The organism is Sphingomonas faeni (assembly GCF_040407505.1).
Taxonomy (GTDB): domain Bacteria; phylum Pseudomonadota; class Alphaproteobacteria; order Sphingomonadales; family Sphingomonadaceae; genus Sphingomonas; species Sphingomonas faeni_E.
Genome location: NZ_JAPZPQ010000002.1, coordinates 635,696 through 661,405 on the forward strand (window position 1 = coordinate 635,696; position 25,710 = coordinate 661,405).

General features: G+C 65.6%; 28 protein-coding genes. 13 read left to right on the top strand and 15 right to left on the bottom strand.

Annotation, left to right across the window (positions count from 1 at the left end):
* Window positions 1-16: 16 nt before the first annotated feature.
* Both O6X71_RS09475 and O6X71_RS09480 read right to left on the bottom strand, forming a co-directional pair.
* Window positions 17-2,188: a primosomal protein N' gene (locus tag O6X71_RS09475; RefSeq protein ID WP_353465639.1), complete on the bottom strand. Its 2,172-nt coding sequence runs from the start codon at window positions 2,186-2,188 to the stop codon at window positions 17-19.
* A gap of 66 nt (window positions 2,189-2,254) precedes the next feature.
* Complete coding sequence (locus tag O6X71_RS09480) at window positions 2,255-3,661, bottom strand: sensor domain-containing diguanylate cyclase (protein ID WP_353465640.1); 1,407 nt, start codon at window positions 3,659-3,661, stop codon at window positions 2,255-2,257.
* Window positions 3,662-3,819: 158 nt separating this feature from the next.
* On the opposite strand from O6X71_RS09480, the gene O6X71_RS09485 reads away from it, so the two are divergent.
* The gene (locus O6X71_RS09485; RefSeq protein ID WP_435368470.1) at window positions 3,820-4,695 is read left to right on the top strand and encodes a tyrosine recombinase XerC; all 876 of its coding nucleotides are present in this window, start codon (window positions 3,820-3,822) and stop codon (window positions 4,693-4,695) included.
* Here the strand turns inward: O6X71_RS09485 and O6X71_RS09490 are convergent.
* The 5 genes from O6X71_RS09490 to rsmI all read right to left on the bottom strand — a co-directional run bounded on the left by O6X71_RS09490 (window position 4,692) and on the right by rsmI (window position 7,936).
* Complete coding sequence (locus O6X71_RS09490) at window positions 4,692-5,291, bottom strand: DedA family protein (RefSeq protein WP_093399762.1); 600 nt, start codon at window positions 5,289-5,291, stop codon at window positions 4,692-4,694. The genes O6X71_RS09485 and O6X71_RS09490 overlap by 4 nt on opposite strands.
* Before the next feature lie 197 nt (window positions 5,292-5,488).
* Window positions 5,489-6,442 (bottom strand): glutathione synthase, encoded by a 954-nt coding sequence (gene gshB / locus O6X71_RS09495; protein ID WP_353465642.1) that lies wholly within the window; start codon window positions 6,440-6,442, stop codon window positions 5,489-5,491.
* A complete protein-coding gene (locus O6X71_RS09500; RefSeq protein WP_353465643.1) occupies window positions 6,439-6,633 on the bottom strand; it encodes a hypothetical protein in 195 nt (64 codons plus the stop codon). Before O6X71_RS09500 ends, gshB begins: the two co-directional genes overlap by 4 nt.
* Window positions 6,634-6,649: 16 nt before the next feature.
* Entirely contained in the window at window positions 6,650-6,991 is a 342-nt protein-coding gene (locus O6X71_RS09505) for a YraN family protein (protein ID WP_353465881.1), read from the bottom strand.
* A 99-nt stretch (window positions 6,992-7,090) separates the two neighbouring features.
* On the bottom strand, window positions 7,091-7,936 hold the full coding sequence (gene rsmI / locus O6X71_RS09510; RefSeq protein ID WP_353465644.1) for a 16S rRNA (cytidine(1402)-2'-O)-methyltransferase: 846 nt from the start codon (window positions 7,934-7,936) through the stop codon (window positions 7,091-7,093).
* A gap of 10 nt (window positions 7,937-7,946) precedes the next feature.
* Here rsmI and O6X71_RS09515 point away from each other — a divergent pair, with 10 nt between their 5' ends.
* Window positions 7,947-9,146 (top strand): penicillin-binding protein activator, encoded by a 1,200-nt coding sequence (locus O6X71_RS09515; RefSeq protein WP_353465645.1) that lies wholly within the window; start codon window positions 7,947-7,949, stop codon window positions 9,144-9,146.
* A 35-nt stretch (window positions 9,147-9,181) separates the two neighbouring features.
* On the opposite strand, the gene hemW is transcribed toward O6X71_RS09515, so the two are convergent.
* Window positions 9,182-10,342 carry a radical SAM family heme chaperone HemW gene (hemW, locus tag O6X71_RS09520; protein WP_353465646.1) on the bottom strand — a complete coding sequence of 387 codons (1,161 nt, stop codon included), beginning with the start codon at window positions 10,340-10,342 and terminating at the stop codon, window positions 9,182-9,184.
* A 43-nt stretch (window positions 10,343-10,385) separates the two neighbouring features.
* Between hemW and O6X71_RS09525 the strand changes: the two genes are divergently transcribed.
* Together O6X71_RS09525 and O6X71_RS09530 are read left to right on the top strand one after the other, a co-directional pair.
* Window positions 10,386-10,943, top strand: a complete 558-nt coding sequence (locus tag O6X71_RS09525) for a CAP domain-containing protein (RefSeq protein ID WP_353465647.1) — start codon at window positions 10,386-10,388, stop codon at window positions 10,941-10,943.
* A 154-nt stretch (window positions 10,944-11,097) separates the two neighbouring features.
* Window positions 11,098-11,808 (top strand): EAL domain-containing protein, encoded by a 711-nt coding sequence (locus tag O6X71_RS09530; RefSeq protein WP_353465882.1) that lies wholly within the window; start codon window positions 11,098-11,100, stop codon window positions 11,806-11,808.
* Window positions 11,809-11,973: 165 nt separating this feature from the next.
* Here O6X71_RS09530 and rdgB read toward each other — a convergent pair whose 3' ends face one another.
* Entirely contained in the window at window positions 11,974-12,609 is a 636-nt protein-coding gene (gene rdgB / locus O6X71_RS09535) for an RdgB/HAM1 family non-canonical purine NTP pyrophosphatase (RefSeq protein WP_353465648.1), read from the bottom strand.
* Window positions 12,606-13,322 (bottom strand): ribonuclease PH, encoded by a 717-nt coding sequence (rph, locus tag O6X71_RS09540; RefSeq protein ID WP_056055360.1) that lies wholly within the window; start codon window positions 13,320-13,322, stop codon window positions 12,606-12,608. Before rph ends, rdgB begins: the two co-directional genes overlap by 4 nt.
* A gap of 246 nt (window positions 13,323-13,568) precedes the next feature.
* Between rph and hrcA the strand changes: the two genes are divergently transcribed.
* From hrcA to O6X71_RS09560, 4 genes are all read left to right on the top strand, one after another.
* The gene (gene hrcA / locus O6X71_RS09545; protein ID WP_093399755.1) at window positions 13,569-14,612 is read left to right on the top strand and encodes a heat-inducible transcriptional repressor HrcA; all 1,044 of its coding nucleotides are present in this window, start codon (window positions 13,569-13,571) and stop codon (window positions 14,610-14,612) included.
* Between the two features lie 25 nt (window positions 14,613-14,637).
* Complete coding sequence (gene grpE, locus O6X71_RS09550; protein WP_353465649.1) at window positions 14,638-15,177, top strand: nucleotide exchange factor GrpE; 540 nt, start codon at window positions 14,638-14,640, stop codon at window positions 15,175-15,177.
* A gap of 177 nt (window positions 15,178-15,354) precedes the next feature.
* Window positions 15,355-16,548, top strand: a complete 1,194-nt coding sequence (locus O6X71_RS09555) for a threonine synthase (RefSeq protein ID WP_353465650.1) — start codon at window positions 15,355-15,357, stop codon at window positions 16,546-16,548.
* 137 nt (window positions 16,549-16,685) lie between these two features.
* Window positions 16,686-16,925, top strand: coding sequence for a hypothetical protein (locus O6X71_RS09560; RefSeq protein ID WP_353465651.1), 240 nt, complete (start codon window positions 16,686-16,688; stop codon window positions 16,923-16,925).
* Window positions 16,926-17,008: 83 nt separating this feature from the next.
* On the opposite strand, the gene O6X71_RS09565 is transcribed toward O6X71_RS09560, so the two are convergent.
* Both O6X71_RS09565 and O6X71_RS09570 read right to left on the bottom strand, forming a co-directional pair.
* A complete protein-coding gene (locus O6X71_RS09565; RefSeq protein WP_353465652.1) occupies window positions 17,009-17,512 on the bottom strand; it encodes a vgr related protein in 504 nt (167 codons plus the stop codon).
* Complete coding sequence (locus O6X71_RS09570; RefSeq protein ID WP_353465653.1) at window positions 17,509-17,946, bottom strand: copper chaperone PCu(A)C; 438 nt, start codon at window positions 17,944-17,946, stop codon at window positions 17,509-17,511. Before O6X71_RS09570 ends, O6X71_RS09565 begins: the two co-directional genes overlap by 4 nt.
* A gap of 168 nt (window positions 17,947-18,114) precedes the next feature.
* Here O6X71_RS09570 and dnaK point away from each other — a divergent pair, with 168 nt between their 5' ends.
* From dnaK to O6X71_RS09590, 4 genes are all read left to right on the top strand, one after another.
* Window positions 18,115-20,022, top strand: a complete 1,908-nt coding sequence (gene dnaK, locus O6X71_RS09575) for a molecular chaperone DnaK (RefSeq protein WP_056055380.1) — start codon at window positions 18,115-18,117, stop codon at window positions 20,020-20,022.
* A gap of 121 nt (window positions 20,023-20,143) precedes the next feature.
* On the top strand, window positions 20,144-21,277 hold the full coding sequence (gene dnaJ / locus O6X71_RS09580) for a molecular chaperone DnaJ (protein ID WP_056055383.1): 1,134 nt from the start codon (window positions 20,144-20,146) through the stop codon (window positions 21,275-21,277).
* Window positions 21,278-21,352: 75 nt separating this feature from the next.
* Window positions 21,353-21,781: a hypothetical protein gene (locus O6X71_RS09585; protein ID WP_353465654.1), complete on the top strand. Its 429-nt coding sequence runs from the start codon at window positions 21,353-21,355 to the stop codon at window positions 21,779-21,781.
* A 72-nt stretch (window positions 21,782-21,853) separates the two neighbouring features.
* Window positions 21,854-22,306, top strand: coding sequence for a TM2 domain-containing protein (locus O6X71_RS09590; RefSeq protein ID WP_353465655.1), 453 nt, complete (start codon window positions 21,854-21,856; stop codon window positions 22,304-22,306).
* Window positions 22,307-22,488: 182 nt separating this feature from the next.
* Here O6X71_RS09590 and O6X71_RS09595 read toward each other — a convergent pair whose 3' ends face one another.
* Window positions 22,489-22,752 (bottom strand): PepSY domain-containing protein, encoded by a 264-nt coding sequence (locus O6X71_RS09595; protein ID WP_353465656.1) that lies wholly within the window; start codon window positions 22,750-22,752, stop codon window positions 22,489-22,491.
* 460 nt (window positions 22,753-23,212) lie between these two features.
* Window positions 23,213-24,511: an adenylosuccinate lyase gene (gene purB / locus O6X71_RS09600; protein ID WP_353465657.1), complete on the bottom strand. Its 1,299-nt coding sequence runs from the start codon at window positions 24,509-24,511 to the stop codon at window positions 23,213-23,215.
* A 231-nt stretch (window positions 24,512-24,742) separates the two neighbouring features.
* On the opposite strand from purB, the gene O6X71_RS09605 reads away from it, so the two are divergent.
* Window positions 24,743-25,171, top strand: coding sequence for an EF-hand domain-containing protein (locus O6X71_RS09605; protein ID WP_353465658.1), 429 nt, complete (start codon window positions 24,743-24,745; stop codon window positions 25,169-25,171).
* Between the two features lie 87 nt (window positions 25,172-25,258).
* On the opposite strand, the gene O6X71_RS09610 is transcribed toward O6X71_RS09605, so the two are convergent.
* Complete coding sequence (locus O6X71_RS09610) at window positions 25,259-25,648, bottom strand: BLUF domain-containing protein (RefSeq protein ID WP_353465659.1); 390 nt, start codon at window positions 25,646-25,648, stop codon at window positions 25,259-25,261.
* Window positions 25,649-25,710: the final 62 nt, after the last annotated feature.

Sequence of the window (25,710 nt, forward strand, 5' to 3'; positions counted from 1 at the left end):
TGGTCAATCGGGCTATCTAAAGAAAATTATACGGGTCGACGTCCACCGTCACCCGCGCCTTGGATGGCCATTCCAGCTTCCCCAGCCAGTCCCGTATGACGTCCTGCACGTCCAGCGCGCGCCGCGCGTGGACGAGCAGTCGGTAGCGATGCCGGCCGCGCAGCATTGCCAGCGGGGCGGGGGCGGGGCCGTAGACGTGCATGCCGTCGACTTCGGGCGCACTACGGCCGACGAGCTTGGCGGTCTCGTGCGCGCAGGACTGGTCCTCCGACGACACCACGATCGCGGCATAGCGCCCGAACGGCGGCGCGCCCGCGTCCTTCCGCGCGTCCGTCTCCGCAGCGTAGAACGCGTCGGCATCGCCGGTGATGAGCGCCTGCATCACCTGTGCGCCGGGGCTATGCGTCTGGATGAACACGTGGCCCGGCTTCTCGCCACGCCCGGCGCGGCCCGACACCTGCCGGATCTGCTGGAACGTGCGCTCCGCAGCCCGCAGATCGCCGCCGTCGAGGCCTAGATCCGCATCGACCACGCCGACTAGGGTAAGGTTCGGAAAGTGATAGCCCTTGGTCACTAACTGCGTGCCTATGACGATGTCTATTTCGTTGGCCTCCATTCGGCCTACAAATTCCGCGGCTTTGGCGGGGGACCAGATCGTGTCGGAGGTCACGACGGCGGTCTTTGCCTCGGGGAACAGGGCGATCACCTCGTCGGCGATGCGTTCCACGCCGGGCCCGCAGGCGACCAGCGTGTCCTCGCCCTTGCACTCGGGACACACGCGCGGCGTCGGTTCGGCATGGCCGCAATGGTGACACGCCAGCCGGCGCGTCAGGCGGTGCTCGACCATCCATGCGGTGCAGTTCGGGCACTGGAACCGATGCCCGCATGTCCGGCACAATGTCAGTGGCGCGTAGCCACGGCGGTTAAGGAACAGCAAGGATTGCTCGCGCCGCTCCAACGTCGCTTGAATCGCCTTCACGAGCCTTGGCGCGAGCCAGCGACCCCGTTCGGGCGGTTCCTTGATCAGGTCGATCGGTTCGATCGTCGGCATCTCCGCCGCCCCGAACCGGCCGGGCAGCTTCAGCTCCGCGTAGCGCCCGGTCGCGACCTGTTGCCGAGTCTCGATCGCCGGCGTCGCGGAGGCGAGGATGACCGGGCACCCCTCGAACTTGCCGCGCATCACCGCGACGTCGCGCGCATGATAATGCACGCCCTCTTCCTGCTTGAAGCTGGTCTCGTGCGCCTCGTCGACGACGATCAGCCCGAGGTCGCGGTAGGGCAGGAAAAGTGCCGAGCGCGCGCCGACCGTCACTAGCGCCTCGCCGCTGGCGATCGCGCGCCAAGCGCGTCGGCGTTGGGTCGAACGAAGCCCCGAATGCCACGCGATAGGCTCGCAGCCGAAGCGGTCGTGGAAGCGCTTCAGGAACGGCTCGGTCAGCGCGATTTCGGGGAGCAGGACGAGCGTCTGGCGGCCGTCGCGGATCGCCTGGGCCACCGCCTCGAAATACACCTCGGTCTTCCCCGAGCCCGTAACGCCGTCGAGCAACGTAGGATGGAACTCGTGCTCGGCCACGCCAGCGACCAGGACATCGGCTGCTGCCCGCTGGTCCTCTGACAAGGTCGGCTCATGATGCTGCGGATCGGGCACGGGGTAGGGGACGTCGATGCTGACCTCGACCGCCTCGATCGCGCCGACCTTCACCAACCCGCGGATCACCGCGTCGCTGACCTCCGCCAGCGTTGCCAGTTCGCGGATGAGGCCTTGGCGGTCACCGATCCGCTCCAGCGCCTGCTCGCGCTGGGGGGTGAGCCGCGGTGGCACGACCCCGGTAGAACGGTATTCTACAGCGGTTCGTGCCCCCTCCAGCGCCGAGGTCGACGCCAGCGTCATCCGCAACACCGACGCCGCCGGCGCGAGGTAATAGTCCGCGGTCCACTCGACCAGCCGCCGCAACGGCGCCCCTAGCGGCGGCACGTCGGCGACCGCGAGCAGGTTGCGCAACCGGTTGTCGCCGACCTCCGCGTCGGACGGCATCCGTTCGGCTTCCCACACCACGCCAAGCAACTGCCGCGGTCCGAGGGGGGCGACCACGATCGAGCCCGGTCCGACCTCCATGCCGGCGGGCACGCGGTAGTCGAGCGGCCCGAGGGCGGCGTTGAGGATCAGGACACGGGCGCGGGACGACATCGTGTCGGTATATGGGGACAGATCGACTCCGCGTGAACCGCTTACGTCGGGTCGGTCGATGCAGCCTTACGCGGCGTCGCGGTTCGGGCGGCGTCGCTCGCCGACACGCGCGCGCTTCGCCTGGTACAGGATCGTATCGGCGCGGTGAATGAAATCGCGGACCGAATGGCAATCACGGTCCAAGGCCGTGATGCCAACCGTCCCTGCGCTGACCATCGCGAGGCCGTTCAGCGCGATCGGAAAACGCAACGCTTCTTCGAGCCGGGCTGAGATATGGCCAGGGTTTGCGGCCATGCCGGGGTCCTCGATCAGGACCGCGAATTCGTCGCCACCGACGCGCGCGGCAAAGCTGTTCTTGAGCCAGGGAGATTTCAAGATCCGACCGACGCCGCGCAACACGTCGTCGCCTGCGGTATGGCCCAGCGTGTCGTTGATCGCCTTGAAGCCATCGAGATCGACCAGCGCGAGCAAGAGTGGCGTGCCGTCCGCATGCGACCGCGTCATCGCCGTATCCAGCGCCCGATCGAACGCCGCACGATTGGCAATCCCGGTCAGCGAGTCGGTATTTGCCGAGCGTCGGAGATTGACCTCGAGCGCATGGCGTTCGGTCACGTCCTGGAAGACGCCGACCAGCGCGACGGTCTGACCGTCCGCGGTCTCGCACTCTCCAAGGACGCGGACGCGGCGCATTTCGCCCTGCGCGTTCTTGAAATCTACTTCGATATCGAACGGCGCGCCGGTTTCGATCGTTCGCCGGAGCGATGCGTTCATCTCGTCGCGGGCATGCGGCGGATAGAATTCCATCGCCACCGGCATGTCGGGCAGGTCGCCGATCGGCAGGCCGTGGATGTGATAGACGCCATCCGACCATTGCAGCTTGTCGTCGGCCAGCGACACGCGCCACGATCCGATCGCCGCCATCCGCTCCGCCTGCCGGAAAACGCGGTCCTGACGGGCTAGCGCGGCCGCCTGGCGATCCGCAGTCGTGGCGATCGCGATGGCCTGGCGTGCAGCGGACCGCGCGGCGATCATCGCCTCGGCCAGCGTTGCGAGATGGGTCAGCGCCCGACGCCCGGCGTCGTTCAGAGATCGCGGTACAGTATCGACGACGCAGATCGAGCCGATCGCATAATGTTCGCCGCTCGCGTCTCTCGCATTGACCGGCGCACCGGCGTAAAATCTAATGCCGTCGGGCGATTGCGTGAGGGGATTGGCCGCGAATCGTAAATCGTTCGCGACGTCTTCTATGACCATCGGTTCCTTGCCGCGGATCGTATAGTTGCACATGCCGACGTCACGAGAGATTTCACCGCGTTCGCCATCACTTGCAGCCTTGATCCAGAGCCGATTGCTGTCGACCAGAGTTAACAGGGCGTTAGGGCAGCCCAGCATTTCTGCGGCCAGCGCCACCAATGCGTCGAATTCGCGCTCGGGTTCGCTATCGAGCAACGCCAGGGCCTGAAGCGCCGCCACGCGCCGTGCTTCGTCTGAAAAGTTGTCTGTGATAAGATCGACAGGCGACATGAGACTCGAATATAGCGGCCGGGTTAATTTTCTTTGCCTGTTCGGGGCGTTACTGTCCACATATGCCTACCGATAAAGATCAGACGCTCGAAATCCTGCCGCCGTCGATGCTCTGGGCGGAGCATCTCGGGCGTGATCGGCGACGCTCGGTCCACACGATCCGGGCTTATCGGGCGTCGGCCGAACGGCTGACGGCGTTCCTGGTCGGGCATTGGGGCGAGCGGATCACCCGCGGAACGCTGGGGCGGGTGACGGCGAGTGACCTGCGGGCGTATCTGGCGCAGCGTCGCGAGGCGGGGTTGGGCAATGCATCCGCGGCGCGCGAATTGTCGGCGGTGCGCGGGTTCCTGGCCTGGGCCAACGAAGGCGCCGAGCAACCGCGGATGCGGGGGCCGCGCGTGAAGGCGGGCGTGCCGCGACCGATCTCGCCGGCCGAGGCAGTCGCTTTGGCGGAGGAGGTGGCGGACGATGCGGCCGAGCCGTGGATCGGCGCGCGCGACTGGGCGGTGTTGATACTGCTGTATGGCGCAGGGTTGCGGATCGGCGAGGCGTTGACGTTGCGGGGCGATATCCTGCCGCTCGGCGAGACGATCCGGGTGACGGGCAAGCGTGCGAAAACGCGTGTGGTGCCGTTGTTGCCGCAGGTGCGTACGGCGATCGAGGCGTATGTCGCGCAGACGCCGTGGCCGGTTACGCGCGGCGAACCGCTGTTCCGCGGGGCGAAGGGCGGGGCGTTGTCGCCGGTGATGATCCGCCGGGCGGTGCAGTCAGCGAGGGCGCGGCTGGGACTGGGCGATCGGACGACGCCGCATGCTCTGCGCCATAGTTTCGCGACTCATCTGCTGGGGCGGGGGGCGGACCTGCGCGCGCTACAGGAGTTGCTCGGCCATGCGAGCCTGAGTTCGACGCAGGTCTATACGCAGGTCGATGCCGCGCATTTGATGGACGTCTATCGCAACGCCCACCCGCATGGCGGCGTCTAGCCCTTCGGCTTCCAGGTCAGCACACGCCATCCATAGCCGATGATGATGACCACGAACGTCGCCACCGCGACCGGGCCGACATAGCGATCGAGTTCCTCGAAATGCGAGCCGAGCAGGATGCCGGCATAGGTGAGCACGGTGTTCCAGATCGCGCTGCCCGCCGCAGTCCAGATCACGAACTGCCAGATCGGCATGCGCGTCATTCCCGCGGGTAGCGAGATGACGGTGCGGAAAGTCGGCATGAACCGGAACACGAAGATCACCCAGCCGCCGCGCTTCATAAAGAAGCGGTGGATCTTCTCGACGTCGGACCATTCCATCGTCAGCCAGCGCCCGTTGCGCTCGATGAACGGGCGGAAGCGTTCGTAGCCGATGTTGCGGCCGATATAATACCAGAAGTAGTTGCCGACGACCGAGCCCGCGGTGCCCCAGGCGATCAGCGGCACGACGCTCATGTCGCCGCGCGCGACGGCCATGCCGCCGAGGCCCATGATGACTTCGGACGGTACCGGCGGCACGATATTCTCGAGCGCCATCAACAGGAAGATACCGAAATATCCGCCCCAGGCGATGAGATCGAGGATGAATTCGGTCATGGGTATCACATACTGCCGGGATGCCGGATGTGTTCCGGCATCCATCGTTCCGCATGATCGATCATCGACAATATTCGAATGACCGTTTGCACTTCCTTGTTCTCCCGCGAAGGCGGGAGCCCAGTCTGGGTCCCCGCCTTCGCGGGGAAACAAGCTTCCCCTGTTTCAGGGGGTAAGTGCCAAACAGATTTGGACGGTTATCGCGCCGTCACCTTCGCCTCGATCGCATCCCAGATCATCCCCGCGACATCGGTCCCATCGAACTTCTCGATCGCGACGATACCCGTCGGCGACGTCACGTTGATCTCCGTCAGCCACGTCCCGCCGATCACGTCGATCCCGACGAACAACAGCCCGCGCTTCTTCAGTTCCGGCCCGAGCACCGCGCAGATCTCGCGCTCCTTGTCGGTCAGCACCGACTTCTCCGCCGATCCACCGACGGCGAGGTTCGAACGGATCTCGCCTTCGCCCGGCAACCGGTTGATCGCGCCCGCGACTTCGCCGTCGATCAGCACGATCCGCTTGTCGCCCTTCGCCACGTCGGGGAGGAACGCCTGCACCATGTGTGGCTCGCGCCAGGTCATGTTGAAGACTTCCATCAGCGCCGACAGGTTCGCGCCATCCGACTCGACCTTGAAGATCGCCTTGCCGCCATTGCCGTGCAGCGGCTTGATCACGATCGCACCGTGCTCCGCGAGAAACTTCCGCGCCTCGTCGAGCGAGCGGGTGACGAGCGTCGGCGGCATGAACTGCGGATAGTCGAGCACGAACACCTTCTCAGGCGCATTCCGCACTTGTGCAGGGTCGTTCACTACCAGCGTCTTGTCGGCGATCCGCTCGAGCAGATGCGTCGCGGTGATATAGCCGAGATCGAACGGGGGATCCTGGCGCATCAGCACGACGTCGGCCTCGTCGCCGAGGTCGAGGTTCACCGGCTCGCCGACGCTGAAGTGATCGCCGACGACGCGCTGCACGGTGACCGGGTGCGCCTTCGCCCAGACGCGGCCGTCACGGTAGTTCAGGTCCTCGGCCGAGTAATGGAAGAGCGTGTGCCCGCGGTCCTGCGCGGACAACATCAGCGCGAAGGTCGAATCGCCGGCGATGTTGATGCTGTCGAGCGGGTCCATCTGGACGGCGACGGTGAGGCTCATGCGTCTTCCTTCTGTTCGGTCGAGCGCATGTAGGCGCGGGCGGGCGCGAAGTCACCGGGCGGCGTGGCACGCGTAACCCCGTCATCCTGACGAAAGTCAGGATCCAGGATAATCAAGGGCATCGCTTCATGGCTCTGGATCCTGACTTTCGTCAGGATGACGGAGAGCTTGTGGCTCTCGTAACCCCGCATGGCGGCGTCACCCGATCTAGGCATTCTCGATATGGCGCGGGCGGGTGCCGGGGGCGAGCAGGATGACGTCGACGCGGATATCGTCGCCCGGTCCGGCATAGCGTGGCATCAGGTATTCGGCCGCTGCGGCGACGCGGGCGAGGCGGCGCTCGTCGATCGCGAAGTCGAGTTCGGCCGCGGTGGCGCGCGTCTTGACCTCGACGAACGCGATCAGGTTGCCTTTGCGCGCGACGAGATCAACTTCGCCAGCGGGGGTACGAACGCGGCGATCGAGAATGCTCCAGCCCTTCAGCCGCAGCCACCACCCTGCCAGGCGCTCGCCGCGACGCCCTGTTGCTTCCGCAACCTGTCGGTCAATCGTGTTCCCCTTCCGCTTGCGGGAGGGGCTAGGGGAGGGCGGGAGCGGCACGTCTATAGCATGCCCTCCCCCGACCCCTCCCGCAAGCGGGAGGGGAGATCAGGCCTTCGGCTTCAGTTCCAGCGCCCGAGTATACAGCGCCTTGCGGTCGAGCCCGAGCTTCTTCGCCACCTCGCTCGCGGCCTGCCCGGTAGACAGGCGCGTTAACGCCTCGACCAGCGCCGCGTCACCATCCTCGGCACTCGCCGGCGGCGCCTCACCCGGCGGTGCGACGACGATCACGATCTCCCCTCGTGGCGGCGCGTCCGCGTAGCGCGCCGCTAGGGTCGACAGCGTCCCCGTCACCGCCTCCTCGAACTTCTTGCTGATCTCGCGCGTCACCGCCGCCTCGCGGTCGCCGAGACCTTCGAACAGCGCCGCCAGACACGCCCCCAGCCGCGGCCCCGATTCATACATGACGAGAGTCGCGCGGATCGTCGCCACCTCCGCGATCGCTTCGGCCCGCGCATGCATCTTGGACGGCAGGAACCCGACGAACAGGAACCGGTCGGTCGGCAACCCCGCCAGCGTCAGCGCTGCCACCGCCGCACACGGCCCTGGAATCGTCACCACCAGATGCCCGGCCGCGCGCGCGTCGCGCACCAGCTTGAAACCGGGGTCGGAGATCAGCGGCGTCCCCGCGTCCGACACCAGCGCCACCGCCTGCGTCGCCATCCGCGCGATCAGCGCCGGGCGCACGCCCTCCGCGCTGTGATCGTGATACGGCACCATCGGTGTCTTCGTGCCGATGTGGCGGAGCAGACCTGCGGTGACGCGGCTGTCCTCGACCGCGATCACATCGGCGCGGCAGAGGATGTCGGCGGCGCGCGGCGACAGATCGCCAAGATTGCCGATCGGGGTCGCGACGATGTAGAGGCCGGGATCGAGAAGAGTTTCAGGGTTCATGGGGACGGTCATGGCAGACGCGACGACGATACGGCAACCACGCGCATTCCTACGGTGGGCCGCGCTCACGGCGGCATGTCTGCTCGGCGCGTGCCAGACGATCGTCCCGCGTGGTCCCGTCGAGCCGTCGCAGCAGCGTCCGACCACGCGCCCCGTCGATCGCCCCGACATCGGCGTCGAGACCGGCATCCCGCGCGATGCCGAGCGCAATCGCGTCGCGCTGCTCGTGCCGCTGTCGGGTAGCAACGCGGGCGTCGGAACCTCGATCGCCAACGCGACGATGCTGGCGCTGCTCGATACGCAGAACCAGCGCGTTCGCATCACCAACTACGACACCGCGACCGGCGCCGCCGCCGCCGCGCAGCGCGCGATCGCCGAGGGCGCGCAGTTGATCCTGGGGCCGCTGCTCGCCGACGACGTTCGCGCGGTCGCCCCGATCGCGCGCGCCGCGAACATTCCGGTGCTGAGCTTCTCCAACGATCTCGGCGTGGCGGGCAACGGCGCGTACCTGATGGGCTATGTACCGACCCAGTCGATCGCGCGCGTCGTCGATTTCGCGAAGGAGCGTGGCGTCAGCAACTTCGCCGGCCTCGTCCCCAACGGACTGTACGGCGAGCGCGCGTCCACCGCGTTCCTCCGCGCAGTGGAAGGCGCGGGCGGCCAAGTCGTTTCGCTCCAGACCTACGCGCGCGGCCCCGGGGGCATTTCCGGCGCCGTCACGCGGCTTGCGGCGAAAGCGCCTTATGATGCGGTCCTGATCGCCGACGGTGGCGCCACCGCCGCCTCCGCGGCCGCGATGGTTAAGCGCGGCAGCGGCGCTTCGACGCGTATCCTCGGCACCGAACTGTGGAATTCGGACACCGCGATCGCCGCGAAGGCTGCACTCAACGGCGCCTGGTATGCGAGCGTTTCGGACACGCTGTACCGCCAATATGCCGCCAAATATCGCGCGCGGTTCGGGGCAGGGCCATACCGCTTGTCGAGCCTCGGCTACGACTCGGTCCTGTTGACGGTCCGCATCGCGCGCGACTGGAAGCCCGGCACGCCGTTCCCGGTGAATCGCCTGCGCGACGGCGATGGCTTCGCCGGCATCGACGGTGCGTTCCGCTTCGGCAAGGACAGCGTCGCCGAGCGCGCTCTCGAGGTTAAGGAGATCCGCGGCGGCACGACCACGGTGGTCTCGCCCGCGCCGAGCGGGTTCGGGAAGTAAGCTCTATGTTCACCCGCCTTCGCGGGTGAACACCTCTAGGCGGTGACGATCTCGGGCAGGATCGCGTCGAGCAGGAGCGCACCCGCTTCGGTGACGCGCAATCGACCCGGCGAGTGCACGATCAGCCCGAGCGCCTCCAACCGCGCCACCGCCGCCAGATCGACCGGCACCACGCCCGCGTTCAGTGCGGTGATCCGGTCCAGATCGACGCCTTCCGCCAACCGCAACCCCATCAGCAAAGCCTCGGTCGCCCGCGTCGACGGCGAAAGCGGATCCTCCACCTCCATGCCGTGGCCATTGCGCTCGATCGCCGCCAGCCAGTTCTCCGGCTTTTTCCGCCGCACCGTCGCCAGTCCGCCGCGACGCCCATGCGCGCCCGGCCCGATCCCGGCGTAATCCTGGTACCGCCAGTATGCGAGATTGTGGCGGCTCTCCGATCCCGGCCGGGCATGGTTCGACGTTTCGTACGCTGGCAACCCGGCCGCGGCGGTATCGGAACGCGTTGCCTCGAACAGGTCGGCGGCCGAATCGCCGTCGGGGATCACGATCCGCCCCGCCAGCGCTTCGGTCGCGAACCGCGTGCCGGCCTCGATCGTCAACTGGTACAGCGAGAGATGTTCCGTCCCAAGGCTCAACGCGCGCGCCAGTTCTGCGCGCCAATCGTCGAGCCGCTGGCCGGGCAGCGCATAGATCAGGTCGAAACTCACGCGGGGAAAGACGCTCTGCGCGGTGGCGAGCGCGGCCTGTCCCTCGTTCACGTCATGCGCGCGCCCCAGAAACTTCAACGCCGTATCGTCGAGCGATTGCAGTCCGAGCGACACCCGGTTCACGCCAGCACGCGCCAAATCCGCAAATCGCGCCGCCTCGACCGAGGACGGATTTGCCTCCAGCGTGATCTCGATTCCCTCGGCGAAACCCCAGGCCTTCTCCGCCGCATCCAGCACGGCGGCCACGGTCGAGGGCGGCATCAGCGACGGCGTGCCCCCTCCGAAGAAGATCGACTGCAACTTCCGTCCCGGCAACACGCCCGCCTCATGCGCGAGGTCGGTCAGCAGCGCATCCCGCCAAGCCGCCTGGTCCACCTCCTCGCGAACGTGGCTGTTGAAGTCGCAATACGGACATTTCGACACGCAGAACGGCCAGTGGACGTAAAGCGCGAGATCAGACGAAGGGCTTGGTGTTTCGAAGACGGGCATTATCTCGCGCATATGGTCGCACGGGGCGGCTGAAGGAAGCGCAATGACGGCACGGATGGGTTTGGCGATCGCCGGGGCGCTTTTGCTGGCAGGCTGCGCACAGGGGCCCGAGCGTGTCGTCGAGCCGCGCGATACCATGGCGCCGGCACCGCGCGGCGCGAGCCTGCTCAAGACCGCGATGATGGACGGCCACAACGCCGCGCGCGCCGCCGTCGGCGTGGCGCCTCTCACCTGGAGCGATACGCTGGCAACGACCGCGCGCGCCTATGCCGAGGAACTGGCGCGGACCGGCAAATTTGCACACGCCCCGCAACCCCAGGGCATGTCGCGCGAAGGCGAGAACCTCTGGACCGGCACGCGCTATGCCTATGCATACACCGAAATGATGGGGCACTGGGTCGCCGAGAAGAGCGATTTCATCAACCAGCCGACCCCCGGGTTCAGCCGCACCGGCAAGTTCGAGGACGTCGCGCACTACACGCAGATCGTCTGGCGCGGCTCGACGCAGGTCGGCTGCGCGATGGCGAGCAACAAGACCGACGACTATCTGGTGTGCCGCTACTCGCCCCCCGGCAACGTCTTCGGCGAGCGCGCTTATTGATCTGGGATAAGCAGGTATTGCTACCTCGGTGGTACTTTCTTAAGCGATCGTCGGCTAACCTGCTTTAATGATACCAGTATCCAAACCCGATGGCGTGCGGCCCGGTGGCTGCGTCGGATGCCGAGACGGCGCCGGCCTGTCGTTTGCCTTCTCGATGGCGTTCCAGCCGATCGTCGACGTCGAGACCGAGACGGTCTTCGCCTACGAAGCACTGGTTCGCGGTCCCGAAGGCCAGTCGGCGGCCAGCGTCCTTTCTCAGGTCGACGGCGAGAACCTCTACGCGTTCGACCAGCAATGCCGGGTGCGCGCGATCGAGGCTTCGGTGAAGGCCGGGCTGCTCGATACGCCCGCTCGGCTGTCGATCAACTTCCTCCCGAACGCGGTCTATTCGCCAGCTGCGTGCATCCAGTTGACGCTGAAGACCGCGGCGGCAGTGGGCATGCCGACCGATCGCCTGATCTTCGAGTTCACCGAGAACGAGGAAATGCAGGATCCGGCGCACGTCGCGAACATCATCGCGACGTATCAGAAGATGGGTTTTGGCACAGCGCTCGACGATTTCGGCGCGGGGCATGCGGGATTGAACCTGCTCGCGCGGTTCCAGCCGGATATCATCAAGCTCGACATGGAGCTGATCCGCGACATCGATACGAGCCTGCCGCGGCGGATGATCGTCGAAGGAATGCTGCGGATGTGCACGGGATTGGGGATCTCGGTGATTGCCGAGGGGGTCGAAACGCTTGGCGAGTTCGAGGCACTGCGGGGGCTCGGCGTGCGGTACATCCAGGGGTATCTGCTGGCGAAACCGGCGTTCGAGGCGCTGCCTGTGGTGACGTGGCCGGAGAGGCAACTGATCGCCGTCTGAAGTGGCCAGAAATTTGTGATCCTCCCCCGCCAGGGGGAGGTGGCTGGCCCTTGCCAGACGGAGGGGGGGACAGGGAAACGCCTGCTTCGTGTCCTCCCCCTCCGTCACCTACGGTGCCACCTCCCCCTGGCGGGGGAGGGTCAATCGTTCCGCCCTTAGGGCAAATCAGAACACCGCGGCTTCGAGCAGCTTGAACGCCTCGTTCCGATGACTGATCGCGTTCTTCGTCTCGTGCGGGAGTTCGGCATAGGTCTGGTCGTAGCCCAGCGGCACGAACACCGGATCGTACCCGAACCCGACATCGCCGCGCGGCGGCCAGACGAGCGTCCCCTCGGCACGCCCCTCGAACCATTCGACATGACCGTCTGGCCAAGCCAGCGCCAACACGCTGACGAAATGCGCGCCGCGCGTCGCATCCGGCCCCTTGGCGACGACCGCGTCCTCGACCTTCTGCATCGCCATCATCCAGTCGCGACCGTTCGGCGTTTCAGCCCAATCCGCCGTGTAGACGCCCGGATCGCCATTCAGCGCATCGACGCACAGCCCGCTATCGTCGGCGAGCGCGGGGTAGCCCGACAGATCGGCGGCCGAACGCGCCTTCAATTCGGCATTGGCGAAGAAGGTTGTGCCGGTCTCGACGGGTTCCGGCAGGTCGAGTTCAGCGGCGGAGACGACTTCGAGCCCCCGGCCTTCCAACAACGCCGCGATCTCGCGAACCTTGCCCTTGTTGTGGCTGGCGATGACCAGCTTGCCGGGAGCAAGCTTGCGGATCGCCTGCGGTTCCTTGCCCTCGCCGCTCACTTGGCGACGGCTTTCGCCTGCGCCGCGAAGATGTCGGTGCAGCCGATCCGCGCGAGGCGGAGCAGGCGGAGCAGCGCCTCCTCGTCGTACGTTGCGCCCTCGGCGGTTGCCTGTGCCTCGGCGATGTTGCCGTTTTCGAGCAGCACGAAGTTCGCATCCGCATCCGCACCCGAATCCTCGATATAGTCGAGGTCGAGCACCGGATTGCCCTGGTAGATGCCGCAGCTGATCGCCGCGACCTTCTGCGTCAGCGGGTCGGCGGTCAGCTTGCCGCTCGCCAGCAACCCGTCGATCGCAAGCCGCAGTGCGACCCAGCCGCCAGAGATCGACGCGGTGCGCGTGCCGCCATCGGCCTGGATCACGTCGCAGTCGATCACGATCTGGCGCTCGCCGAGCAGCTTCAGGTCGACGACCGCGCGGAGCGAACGCCCGATCAGCCGCTGGATTTCCTGCGTGCGGCCCGACTGCTTGCCCTTGGCGGCCTCGCGGTTGTTGCGCGTGTTGGTGGCGCGCGGGAGCATGCCGTATTCGGCGGTCACCCAGCCTTCGCCCTTGCCGCGCATGAACGGCGGCACCTTCTCCTCGACGCTGGCGGTGACGAGCACCTTGGTGTCGCCGAAGCCGATCAGGACGGAGCCCTCGGCATGCTTGGTGAAGCGCGGCTCGATCGTGATCGCACGCATCTGGTCTGGGGCGCGGCCGGATGGGCGCATAGTCTTATCCTAACGGGAGTGAGTGGTTGCCCGCTGCCTAGCCTTTCGTTTGGTCGCTCGCCAGCCTTCCCCGTCATCCTGACGAAAGAGCCCGTCATCCTGACGAAAGTCAGGATCCAGAGTAACCGAGCGCTGTCCTCCATGGCTCTGGATCCTGACTTTCGTCAGGATGACGGCGTGTGGGACGGCTGGTGGCGGCGCGCATTGCCCCTTTGTAGGACGCGCGATCCGCCCTAGATCAAAGCGATGGCCACGCCCCCCGTCACCGAACTGACCGATCGCGCGCGCGACATTTTTCGTGCGGTGGTCGACAGCTATCTCGCCAGCGGCACGCCGGTCGGGTCGAAGACGATCGCGCAGCTTACCGGCCTCAGCCTCTCGCCCGCCTCGATTCGCGGCGTCATGGGCGAGCTGGAAGGTCTCGGCCTGCTCGCCAGCCCGCATACCAGCGCCGGTCGCATGCCGACTGACCGCGGCCTGCGGCTGTTCGTCGACGGCATGATGCAGGCGATGGAACCGTCGTTCGAGGAGCGCCAGACGATCGAGGCCCGCGCCGGCGTCGGTGGTCCGGTCGAGGAGGCGCTCGCCGCCACCACGCTCGCGCTGTCCGGGCTCTCGGCGTGCGCAGGGCTGGTGATGGTGCCGAAGCGCGAGCTGAAGCTGCGCCAGATCGCGTTCGTCGCGCTGTCGCCGGAACAGGCGCTGGCGGTGCTGGTCAGTGAGGATGGCTCGGTCGAGAACCGCGTGATCGCGCTGCCGAAGGGCATGTCGCCGTCCGCGCTGATCGAGGCGGGCAACTACATGTCGGCGACGCTCGGCGGCCTGACGCTGGCAGATGCACGGACCCGGATCGAGCGCGAACTGGCGGATGGGCAGGCGGCACTCGACGGCGCGGCGCGGACCTTGGTCGAGCGCGGGATCGCAGTATGGAGCGAGGATGCGGATCGTCGCCCGGTGTTGATCGTGCGCGGGCAGGGGCGGTTGATCGATGCCGCCGCCGCCGCCGATCTCGACCGGGTCCGCGACCTGCTCGATGATCTCGAGGGAAAGCAGGAAGTGGCATCGCTTCTGGACAGTGCGCGGGCCGGTGATTCGACGCGAATTTTCATCGGCGCGGAGACCAAATTGTTCGCGTTGTCAGGGTCTTCGGTGATCGCCCGACCGTTCCGCGGATTGGACGGGCGGGTGGTTGGCGTGGTCGGTGTCATAGGCCCGACGCGGTTGAACTATGCGCGCGTCGTGCCCATGGTGGATTTCACGGCTGCAACGCTCGCCCGGTTGATGGGTTGAGCCGGCCCAATTTATAGGGAAAACCATGTCCGACATCGACCAGAACACGCCTGCAGACCTGCGCGAAGAGACCGCCGAAGCCGCGCCTGAGGTGGCCTCGAACGACCGCGTCGCCGAGCTCGAGAACCAGCTGGCGGAAGCCAAGCAGAACGTCCTGTACGCACAGGCCGAGATCCAGAACGTCCGACGCCGCGCGGAGAAGGAAGCGCAGGACGCGCGCGCCTATGCCGCGACGGCGTTCGCGCGCGACGTGTTGTCGGTTGCGGACAATCTCTCGCGGGGGCTGTCGGCGATTCCGGCCGACTTGCGTGCGGACGACAAGATGAAGGGGCTCGTCACAGGGCTCGAGGCAACCGGTCGCGAGCTGGAGAGCGTGTTCCAGCGCCACGGCATCACCAAGATCGTCGCGGAGGGCCAGATGCTCGATCCGAACAAGCACCAGGCGATGCTCGAAGTGCCGAGCGACCAGCCGGCCGGGACGATCGTCCAGGAGATGCAGGCGGGTTACATGATCAAGGACCGCCTGCTGCGTCCCGCCATGGTCGGCGTCGCCAAGGCCGGCTAATCCTCCCCGGAACGGGGAGGGGAACCGCCGACCGCTTGGTCGGTGGTGGAGGGGGCTCACCTCCCGCGTACCATCTGCGGCCGGGGGGCTGCGTCGAGCGTGACGTCCGCGGCACGCCCCCTCCACCAGCTGCGCTGGTCCCCCTCCCCTTGCAGGGGAGGATTTGAAAGTCAGTCCATGAATCAGAACCTCACGACCGATCGCCAGACCTTCGTCACGCATCTCGAATGCTCGATCACCGGCGAGCGGTATGAGGCGGACCAGCTTCATGGGCTTTCGCGCGCCGGGCGGCCGTTGCTCGTCCGCTACGACCTCGACGCGGTGCGGTCCGCGGTCTCGCGCGACACGATCGAGGCGCGGCCGACCGATCTGTGGCGGTGGCGCGAGTTACTCCCGGTCCGCCATACGTCGAACATCGTCAGCCTTGGCGAAATCGAAACGCCGCTGGTGCCGCTCACCAAGTCCGGCGGCCCCAACGTTCTCGTGAAGGACGAAGGCCGTCTTCCTACCGGGTCGTTCAAGGCACGCGGGTTGGTCATGGCTGTCGCGATGGCGAAGGAGCTTGGCGTCAAGAAGATCGCGATGCCTACCAACGGCAATGCGGGCGCGGCTTTGGCCGCCTACGCGACGCGCTGCGGGATCGAGACGATCGTGTTCTGCCCGGACGACACCCCCGAGATCAACGTCCGCGAGATCGCGATGCAGGGCGCGCGAGTCTGGCGGGTCAACGGCCTGATCGACGATTGCGGCGCGATCGTGGGGAAGGGCGCCGCCGAGGGCCGCTGGTTCGATTTCTCTACGCTCAAGGAGCCCTATCGGATCGAGGGCAAGAAGACGATGGGGCTCGAACTCGCCGCGCAGTTCGGCTGGAAACTGCCCGACGCGATCTTCTACCCGACTGGCGGCGGCACCGGGCTGATCGGCATGTGGAAGGCGTTCGACGAACTCGAGAAGCTCGGCTGGATCGGCTCCGAGCGCCCGAAGATGTTCGCGGTGCAGGCGAGCGGCTGCGCGCCGATCGTCCGCGCGTTCGAGGCGGGCGAGGAGCATGCCGAACGTTGGGAAGATGCGAGCACCGTCGCGGCGGGCATTCGCGTGCCGAAGGCGGTCGGTGACTTCCTGATTCTTCGCGCGGTACGCGAGAGCGGCGGGCAGGCGCTCGCGGTTGGCGATCCCGCGATCCTGAAGGCGGTCGACGCGGCGGCAAAGCAGGATGGGCTGTTGCTGTGCCCCGAGGGTGGCGCGACGTTGGCCGCCTATCATCAGGCGCTGAACACCGGGCTGGTCGACGAGGACGACAGGGTCGTACTTTTCAACTGCGCGACCGGGTTGAAATATCCGATGCCCGAGGCACCGCAAGCGCTTGATTGAACACGACCTATCGATTTCGACGCGCTCTAAACCGCGGATTTCTGCCGATCGGGTGGGTCTCGATCTACCAGATCGGTGGTTGAAATTGATCCATGTTGGCTGCAACGGGGCGCCCTTCTTCACAAAAAGGGTCCCCAATGCAGAAAATCGTCCAGGTCGTTTGCGTCGTGCTCATCGCGGCGGCGGTGATGTTCGGCGGCCGTTGGTACATGTACGTCGCGCGCGGTTCGAGCCCGTATGACGAGGTCGGCATCGCGCTGAACGGCTATGCACCGGGGCCGATGCGCGCCTGGGGCTGCCACAAGATGCAGGCGCGGTTCCCGGGCCAGTTGCCGCCGTATGGGTGTAGCGGGCCGGATGGTCGCAGCTGGCTGTAACGTCAGGCAACGTCAGGCCCGTCATCAAATACTCCGTCATCCTGACGTAAGTCAGGATCCAGAGCCATAGCCGTCGCGCTGAGTTACTCTGGATCCTGACTTTCGTCAGGATGACGGGCGGGTTTGAGGTTACGCGCAGGCGTAAACGGCAGTACCGTTTCGTATTGTGCGAGCGGGGGTGCGCCCGCCACTTTCGCGCCCGCACGCAGCAGGAAGGCGTGCCGCACGATTTCGCCCTGTTGCTCGATCCCGTAGCGGTGCAGCGCCACGCCCGGCCGAAAAGCATAGTCGTACCGACACCAGGGATGCCGCGCCAAGGGCAGGAACACGCCGCGCTGGTGTTGCCAGATGTGCGTCATCTCGTGGATGAAGAGCCCCTGCAACGTCAGATTGGCGTGCGCGAAGTCGTCGCACCAGAGGTCGCCTTTGGGGTGGAAGTGAATGCACCCGCGCGGCGCCATCACCGTATCGCGAGGCTGGAAGAACGCCCATTTGCTGCGTGCCAGGCTCACTCGAAAGTATTCGATCGCGCTCCCGAACACCGATGCCGCCAGCGCCGTCTCCCCCTCGGTAAGCCCGCGCTTCACTTCCCTACCGGGGTCCCCGCCGCGACCACGGTCGCGTTGTTTATAATCCGCGTCCCATCGGCAAACGCGAACGTGAGCGTCACGCGATCGGCGGGCTTGATCCCCGAATTCATGTCGAACAGCATCACGTGCCGCCCACCCGGTGCGAACGCCACGTCCGTATTCGCCGGGATCTCGACCTTCGCGAGCGGCGTCATCGTCGACATGCCGCCCTTGTCCATCGTCTCGTGCATCTCAGACCTGATCGCGACGTCGGTAGTGGCCGAGATCAGCGTCGTCGGCGTAGGCCCGCCATGCACAATGAAGTACGCCGCCGCAGGCCGTCCGGTCACCGCGCCGAGCCGCACCCAGGCGCCGTCGACGGACAGTTCCTTGGGCGGCGAGCACGACGCCAGTGCCATCGCGGCAACACCCAGTCCGAAAACGATACGCATAGGTTACTTTTCTCCGGGCCCGACCACTTGCGCATCCTATGACCGGTACAATCTTGCGGCAAGCGCGAGGCCACCTATATCGCGCCCATCATCAGAAAGGTTCCACTGCCGTAACGGGGTGGAACCGGTTTCGTATTTTCGTTTCAAGTGAGGGGCTAATCAGAACTCATGGCTAAAGTAATCGGTATCGATCTCGGCACGACCAACAGCTGCGTTTCCGTGATGGAAGGCGGCAAGCCCAAGGTCATCGAGAATTCCGAGGGCGCGCGCACCACGCCGTCGATCGTCGCGTTCGCCAAGGACGGCGAGCGACTGGTCGGCCAGCCGGCCAAGCGCCAGGCAGTGACGAACGGCGACAACACCATCTTTGCGGTGAAGCGCCTGATCGGCCGTCGCTTCGACGATCCGATCACCAAGAAGGACACCGAGCTGGTCCCGTACAAGATCTCACGCGGGCCGAACGGCGATGCATGGGTCTCGGCGGGTGGCAAGGATTACTCGCCGTCGCAGATCTCGGCGTTCACGCTGCAGAAGATGAAGGAAACCGCTGAGTCGTATCTTGGCGAGACGGTCACGCAGGCGGTCATCACCGTTCCCGCGTACTTCAACGACGCACAGCGCCAGGCGACCAAGGACGCCGGCCAGATCGCCGGCCTCGAAGTGCTGCGCATCATCAACGAGCCGACCGCGGCGGCGCTGGCCTACGGCCTCGACAAGCAGGACGGCAAGACGATCGCGGTCTACGATCTCGGCGGCGGCACGTTCGACATCTCGGTGCTGGAAATCGGCGACGGCGTGTTCGAGGTGAAGGCCACCAATGGCGACACGTTCCTGGGCGGTGAGGATTTCGACAACAAGATCGTCCAGTATCTCGCCGACGAGTTCAAGAAGGCCGAGGGCATCGACCTCGCCAAGGACAAGCTTGCGCTGCAGCGTCTGAAGGAAGCGGCAGAGAAGGCGAAGATCGAGCTCAGCTCGGCGCAGTCGACCGAGGTCAACCTGCCCTTCATCACCGCGGACCAGAATGGCCCGAAGCATCTGGTGAAGTCGATCACCCGCGCCGACCTGGAGCGGATGGTCGAGGACCTGGTCAAGCGCACGCTCGAGCCTTGCCGCAAGGCGCTCGCCGACGGCGGCCTGAAGCCCGAGGACATCTCGGAAGTCGTGCTGGTCGGCGGCATGACGCGCATGCCGCGCGTGCGTGAAGTCGTGAAGCAGTTCTTCGGCAAGGAGCCGCACACCGGCGTCAACCCGGACGAGGTCGTCGCGATGGGTGCCGCGATCCAGGCCGGCGTGCTGCAGGGCGACGTCAAGGACGTGCTGCTGCTCGACGTGACACCGCTGTCGCTCGGCATCGAAACTCTGGGTGGCGTGTTCACCCGGATGATCGATCGCAACACGACGATCCCGACCAAGAAGTCGCAGACCTATTCGACCGCCGACGACAACCAGGGCGCGGTGACGATCCGCGTGTTCCAGGGCGAGCGCGAGATGGCGGCCGACAACAAGATGCTCGGCAATTTCGATCTCGTCGGCATCCCGCCCGCACCGCGCGGCGTGCCGCAGATCGAAGTCACGTTCGACATCGATGCCAACGGTCTGGTCAGCGTTTCGGCCAAGGACAAGGGCACCGGCAAGGAGCAGCAGATCCGCATCCAGGCGTCGGGTGGTCTTTCGGACAACGACATCGACCAGATGGTCCGCGATGCCGAGACCTTCGCCGAGGAGGACAAGAAGCGTCGTGCGGGCGCCGAGGCGAAGAACAACGCCGAGTCGCTGGTCCACACCACCGAGCGTCAGCTTGCCGACAATGGCGACAAGGTCGACGAGTCGCTGAAGACCGAGATCCAGGCTGCGATCGACGCGACCAAGGCTGCGGTCGAGAGCGGCGATGCGGACGCGATGACCGAGAAGAGCACTGCGCTCGCCCAGGTCGCGATGAAGCTCGGCCAGGCGATCTACGAGAAGCAGGCCCAGGCGGACGCTTCGCCGTCGGCTGATGGCGACGCGGCGAAGAAGGACGACGACGTCGTCGACGCCGAGTTCTCGGAAGTCGACGACAACCCGAAGGCGTAACCGAAACTCCCTCTCCCCCTCGGGGAGAGGGCCGGGGTGAGGGGCAGTTCCGCGCGCTGCCGTGTGGAATGGCCCCTCACCCAACCCTCTCCCCGGAGGGGAGAGGGCTAAGAGGGCCGCTATGAGTACCCAGACAGATTATTACGAACTGCTCGAATGCGAGCGGACCGCGGATGCGGGGACGATAAAGTCGTCCTACCGCAAGCTCGCGATGAAATATCACCCGGACAAGAACGCCGGCTGCAAGGATTCCGAAGCGCAGTTCAAGGCGGTCAGCGAGGCGTACGAGTGCCTCAAGGACCCGCAGAAGCGTGCGGCCTATGATCGCTTCGGCCACGCCGCGTTCCAGAACGGCGGTGGCGGTGGTCACGGTGGCGGCGCGCAGGATTTCGGCGGCTTCAGCGATATCTTCGAAAGCGTCTTCGGCGAGTTCATGGGCGGCGCACAGCGTGGCGGCGGCCGGTCTGCGGCCCGGCGCGGCGCGGACCTTCGCTACGACATGGAAGTCAGCCTGGAGGAAGCCTTCCACGGCAAGACGACCGAGATCACGATCGACGTCTCCGCGCTCTGCGATACCTGCGACGGCTCGGGCGCGAAGGCCGGGACGCGCGCGAAAACCTGCCAACATTGCGGTGGCCACGGCAAGGTGCGCGCGCAGCAAGGCTTCTTCGTGGTCGAGCGCGCCTGCCCGGTCTGCAACGGCGCGGGCGAAGTCATCGCCGATCCATGCCCCGATTGCCGCGGCGAAGGTCGCGTCGAGAAGACCAAGACGCTGTCGATCAACGTCCCCCCCGGCGTCGACGAAGGCACGCGCATCCGCATGTCGGGCGAAGGCGAGGCGGGCGCCCGCGGCGCGCCGTCCGGCGACCTCTACATCTTCCTCCACGTGACCAAGCACAATCTGTTCGAGCGCGAAGGCACCACGCTCTTCGCGCGCGCACCGATCAGCTTCACGGTCGCGTCGCTCGGCGGTTCGCTCTCGATCCCCGGCCTCGATGGTCGCACGCACGAGGTAAAGATCCCTGCCGGCATCCAGTCGGGCAAGCAGCTACGCCAGCGCGGCGCCGGCATGCCCGTCCTGCAAGGCCGCGGCCACGGCGACCTCGTCGTCCAGATCGACGTCGAAACCCCCACGCGTCTCAGCAACCGCCAGAAGGAACTGCTCGAGATGTTCCGCGAGACGGAGACCGGTGACGAATGTCCGGCGAGCCAGGGCTTCTTCGCCAAGCTGAAGGGCGTGTTCGCGGGGGAATAAACCCGGCTACATACTGAACCAAAGGGGGGCGAAATGCTGGCATGTCTTTTCACCGCGATAGCGTGTTGGCTGGTCATGGCGACCGCCCCCCGGACGCCGATCGGCAAGGCGATGCGCCGAGCGCTGATCGACAAGCCTGCCGCGCGATTGGCACGGTTCACGCGAGGCGATGCCGCGGTCATGTTCCTGCTGATGCTGACGGCGGCGATGGTCACGCTCGTCGGAGAAGGCGACGGCATTCGACTACTCACTCTGGCCGCCCCCGATGTCGCGATCTGGATCACGACGTTCGAGGTCTCAGCCTATGTCGACATTCTCATGGAGCTGGCCGCTGCGGCATCCAGTCTGCGCGTTCGGGGCTTCATGACGCGCTGGCTCGGCGTTTTCACTCGCCGCCCGGCTGCAAAAGCGCACAAGCGTGCGATCCGCTCGCGGAAAACGCGGTCGACGAATGCAGACAACGATGACGACAGACATTGGCGTCAAACCGCGCTCGCAGCCTGACGTGGGGAATGAGTTCGGGCTTGCCTCACCCGCATCATCCGCCAGAATGAAGCTCGAACACCGAGGAATGATATGCGCGGACAGGTTTTAGGCGTCGATCCCCGCACGGGCGAAGGGCTCGTCGCAGGGCAGGACGGACAGCGCTACCGGTTCGCCCGCGAGGACTGGGCGCATCGCGGCGAACCTGCGATCGGCCTGGAAGTCGATTTCGAGGCCGCCAACGACCGTGCGCTCAGCGTCTTCCCGATGCCGACCGCACCGGGCCCCCGTCGCGCCGTGCCGCCCGAGGCTCTCCCAATCAACGATCGCAACAAATACGTCGCGGCGGTCATGGCGTTCGTGATCGGCACGCTCGGCATCCACCGCTTCTACCTCGGCCGGACCGGCTCCGGGATCGTCATGCTGGTGCTGAGCATCACCGTGATCGGCTTGATCATCAGCGCACCTTGGGCGCTGATCGACATGATCCGCTATCTGATGATGTCCGACGAGGAGTTCGCCGCGCGCTACCCGCGCAAGCGATAACGACCGGCGAATTGGTAAATTGAACTTCGTGCAATCCTCCCCCGCCAGGGGGAGGTGGCTGGCTCTTGCCAGACGGAGGGGGAGGCGCGCGCAAACCCCGACTCCGTGTCCTCCCCCTCCGTCACCTTCGGCGACACCTCCCCTGGCGGGGGAAAAACAACAGGAGGCTCACTTACGACGGATCAGTCGCGATCGCGTTCCAGCTTCGTGACCTTGCCGTTATGCGGGTCGACGTGGAATTCGTACTTCGCGCCACGTCGCGCGGCTTCGCCTTCCCAATGGCCATCGTCGGCCTCGATCTTGGTGACATTGTAACCGCGCCTGGCGAGCATCGTCGTGACGCGTGCGCTGCTGATCCAGCCACGACCCGGTTCGTCGGCAAAGGCGGGCGCGCTGGCCATTGCGGTCACGGCAAACGCGGCCGCGATGAGAATTTGTTTCGACATGATGCGATCTCCTTGTTGCGCTTTTTGAACGCGGAGAGATCGATTTGGTTCTAAGTCAGATACTTACACAGCCCGATAGACCGCGCTAAAACTCGGGCCCTAGCCGCGCCCCCTTGGAAGGGGGCGGGCGGGCCGATGATCAGAAGGCGGTGATGACCACTCCAACCACCAGCGCTTGAGCCGCGATCGCCAGCATGGTGCTGGTCACGGTTTCGAACATGCGCATGGGTAGGTCTCCGATGCCGGAACAATATCCGGCAAGGGGGATATGGGCTTAGTTGCGCGTTGTCGCAATTTTGTAACACGTAATCGCAATTGCGTTGCGTGCACTTTGGCGCGATCTCGTCATCGGTCACCGTCCAGCTTCATCCGTCATCCTGACGAAAGTCAGGATCCAGAGCCAAGCAGGAAAGCGTTTGGTTACTCTGGATCCTGACCTTCGTCAGGAGGCCGAGGGGAATCAGGCCGCGCCGAATACCCGTGCGAAGATCGTGTCGACGTGCTTCAGATGATAGCCGAGGTCGAACTTGTGCTCGAGTTCCGCATCCGACAGCGTCACTTCCGGATCCGCCTTCAGCAGTTCAAGCAGCGACAGCGCGCCGTCCGAGTCCCACACCTTCATCGCATTGCGCTGGACGAGACGATACGCGTCCTCGCGGCTCACGCCGGCCTGCGTCAACGCCAGCAGCACGCGCTGCGAATGGACCAAACCGCCCATCTTGTTGAGGTTCTTCAACATCCGCTCGGGGTACACGACCAGCTTGTCCATCACCCCGGTCAGCCGCGCGAGCGCGAAGTCGAGCGTGATCGTCGCATCCGGCCCGATATAGCGCTCGACCGACGAGTGCGAGATGTCGCGCTCATGCCACAGCGCGACGTTCTCCATCGCCGGCGTCACATACCCGCGGACCATCCGCGCGAGGCCAGTCAGGTTCTCGGTCAGCACAGGATTGCGCTTGTGCGGCATCGCCGACGAACCCTTCTGGCCGGGCGAGAAGAACTCTTCCGCCTCGAGCACTTCAGTGCGCTGCAGATGACGCACTTCGGTTGCGAGCCGCTCGATCGAGCTGGCGATCACGCCCAGTGTCGCAAAGAACATCGCATGACGATCACGCGGAATCACCTGCGTCGAGACCGGCTCGACCGACAGCCCGAGCTTGCCCGCGACATACTCTTCCACGAACGGATCGATGTTCGCGAACGTCCCCACTGCGCCCGAAATCGCACACGTAGCGACGTCCTGGCGCGCCGCCACCAGCCGCGCCCGGTTGCGCGCGAACTCGGCATGCGCCTGCGCGAGCTTCAGCCCGAACGTCACCGGTTCTGCGTGGATGCCGTGGCTGCGGCCGATCGTCGGCGTCATCCTGTGCTCGCGCGCGCGGCGTTCGAGCACCACCAGCAGCGCGTCGAGATCGGCGATCAGGATGTCGCTCGCCTTCGCCAGCTGCACCGCGAGGCAGGTGTCGAGCACGTCGGACGAGGTCATGCCCTGGTGCATGAAGCGCGCTTCCGGCCCGACATGCTCGGCGACGTTGGTCAGGAAGGCGATGACGTCGTGCTTGGTCTCGCGCTCGATCTCGTCGATCCGGTCGACCTCGAACGCGCCCTTTTCCCAGATCGCGGCGGCGGCTTCCTTGGGGACCACGCCCAGTTCGGCGAGCGCGTCGGTGGCGTGCGCCTCGATCTCGAACCAGATCTTGAAGCGCGCTTCGGGCGTCCAGATCGCGACCATGTCGGGGCGGGAATAGCGGGGGACCATCGGGTTTCCTCGGGAGCGTGAAGGGTAGGGCGCGTCGCGTGCCGTTCGGCCCGCGGTTGCATGCGAAACGCGGTAGCAGGACGCAGGGGAAGGTTCAAACACCAGTCGTGCGGTATAAATCCGGCGATGTAGCGCGTATAGAGTGGGTAAGCGGTTCTCTATGCCGAGTATATATCGGGCATGGTAACAAAATCGCTTAGTAAATGCGTAGAACACTACCGGAGAGACGCAATGTTGAAATATGCTATGCTGGCCGGCGCGGCACTGGTTGCTGCCCCCGTATTGGCGCAGACCACCACGACATCCCCGCAGACTTCGGCGCCGGGCGGTGCTGCTGTCGGGCAGGCCGCCCCATCTGGTACGCCAACTGATGCGGTGCCGATGCAACCCGCCGCGCGCGAGCAGCCCGCGACCGGCAGTCAGGTCGCACAAGTCGTCGACACCGAGTTCCCGACCTACGACAAGAACGGCGATGGCAAACTCAGCGCGACCGAATTCGGCGGCTGGATGGTCGCGCTGAAGAGCAAGACCGATCCGTCGACCAAGCCCGACGCGCCCGAGACCAAGAAATGGGTCTCCGCCGCCTTTGCTCAAGCAGATACCGACAAGAGCAAGTCGCTGACCAAGACCGAGGTCACCAGCTTCCTGTCGCAGGGCTGACGGTCACGGCACGCACGTAAAGCGCCATCGCACGGATCCAGGCCGTCGGGTTCGCGCCCGGCGGTCTTCGTTACGTCAGCCGTCCAGCTAACCCGTCGCCATCAGCGCGAGGAAAGGATCGCGCACCCGCTGCGACGCGCCGTTGAGCAGGCGCCGCATGCGCGCATCATACGCATCGACAGGATCGTCCGCACGCCTGTGTGCCATCGTCCAGGTACCGAACTGCCGTTCATGGATCGAGATATTGTGCTGGAGCGACAGATCGTAATGACGATCGTCCTTAGTAATGCGGCCGAACGTCGCGTCGACGAAAGCGGTCGGCCCTTCGATCACCTGCAGGAAATGCGTGCCGTCCGACCACAACAGCCCGGTGATGTCATGCAGGGCGTTATTGTGCCTGGATTGCTGCAATATCCCCACGAGATCGGCCTTGTCGCGGGCTATGGTGCTCGAACTCATGTATAGAATTTGGCGCATCGCGTCTCCGGTCGATAGTCGCGCATATCGCTACTATAGATTGGAGAGGGGCGACTTGCGAT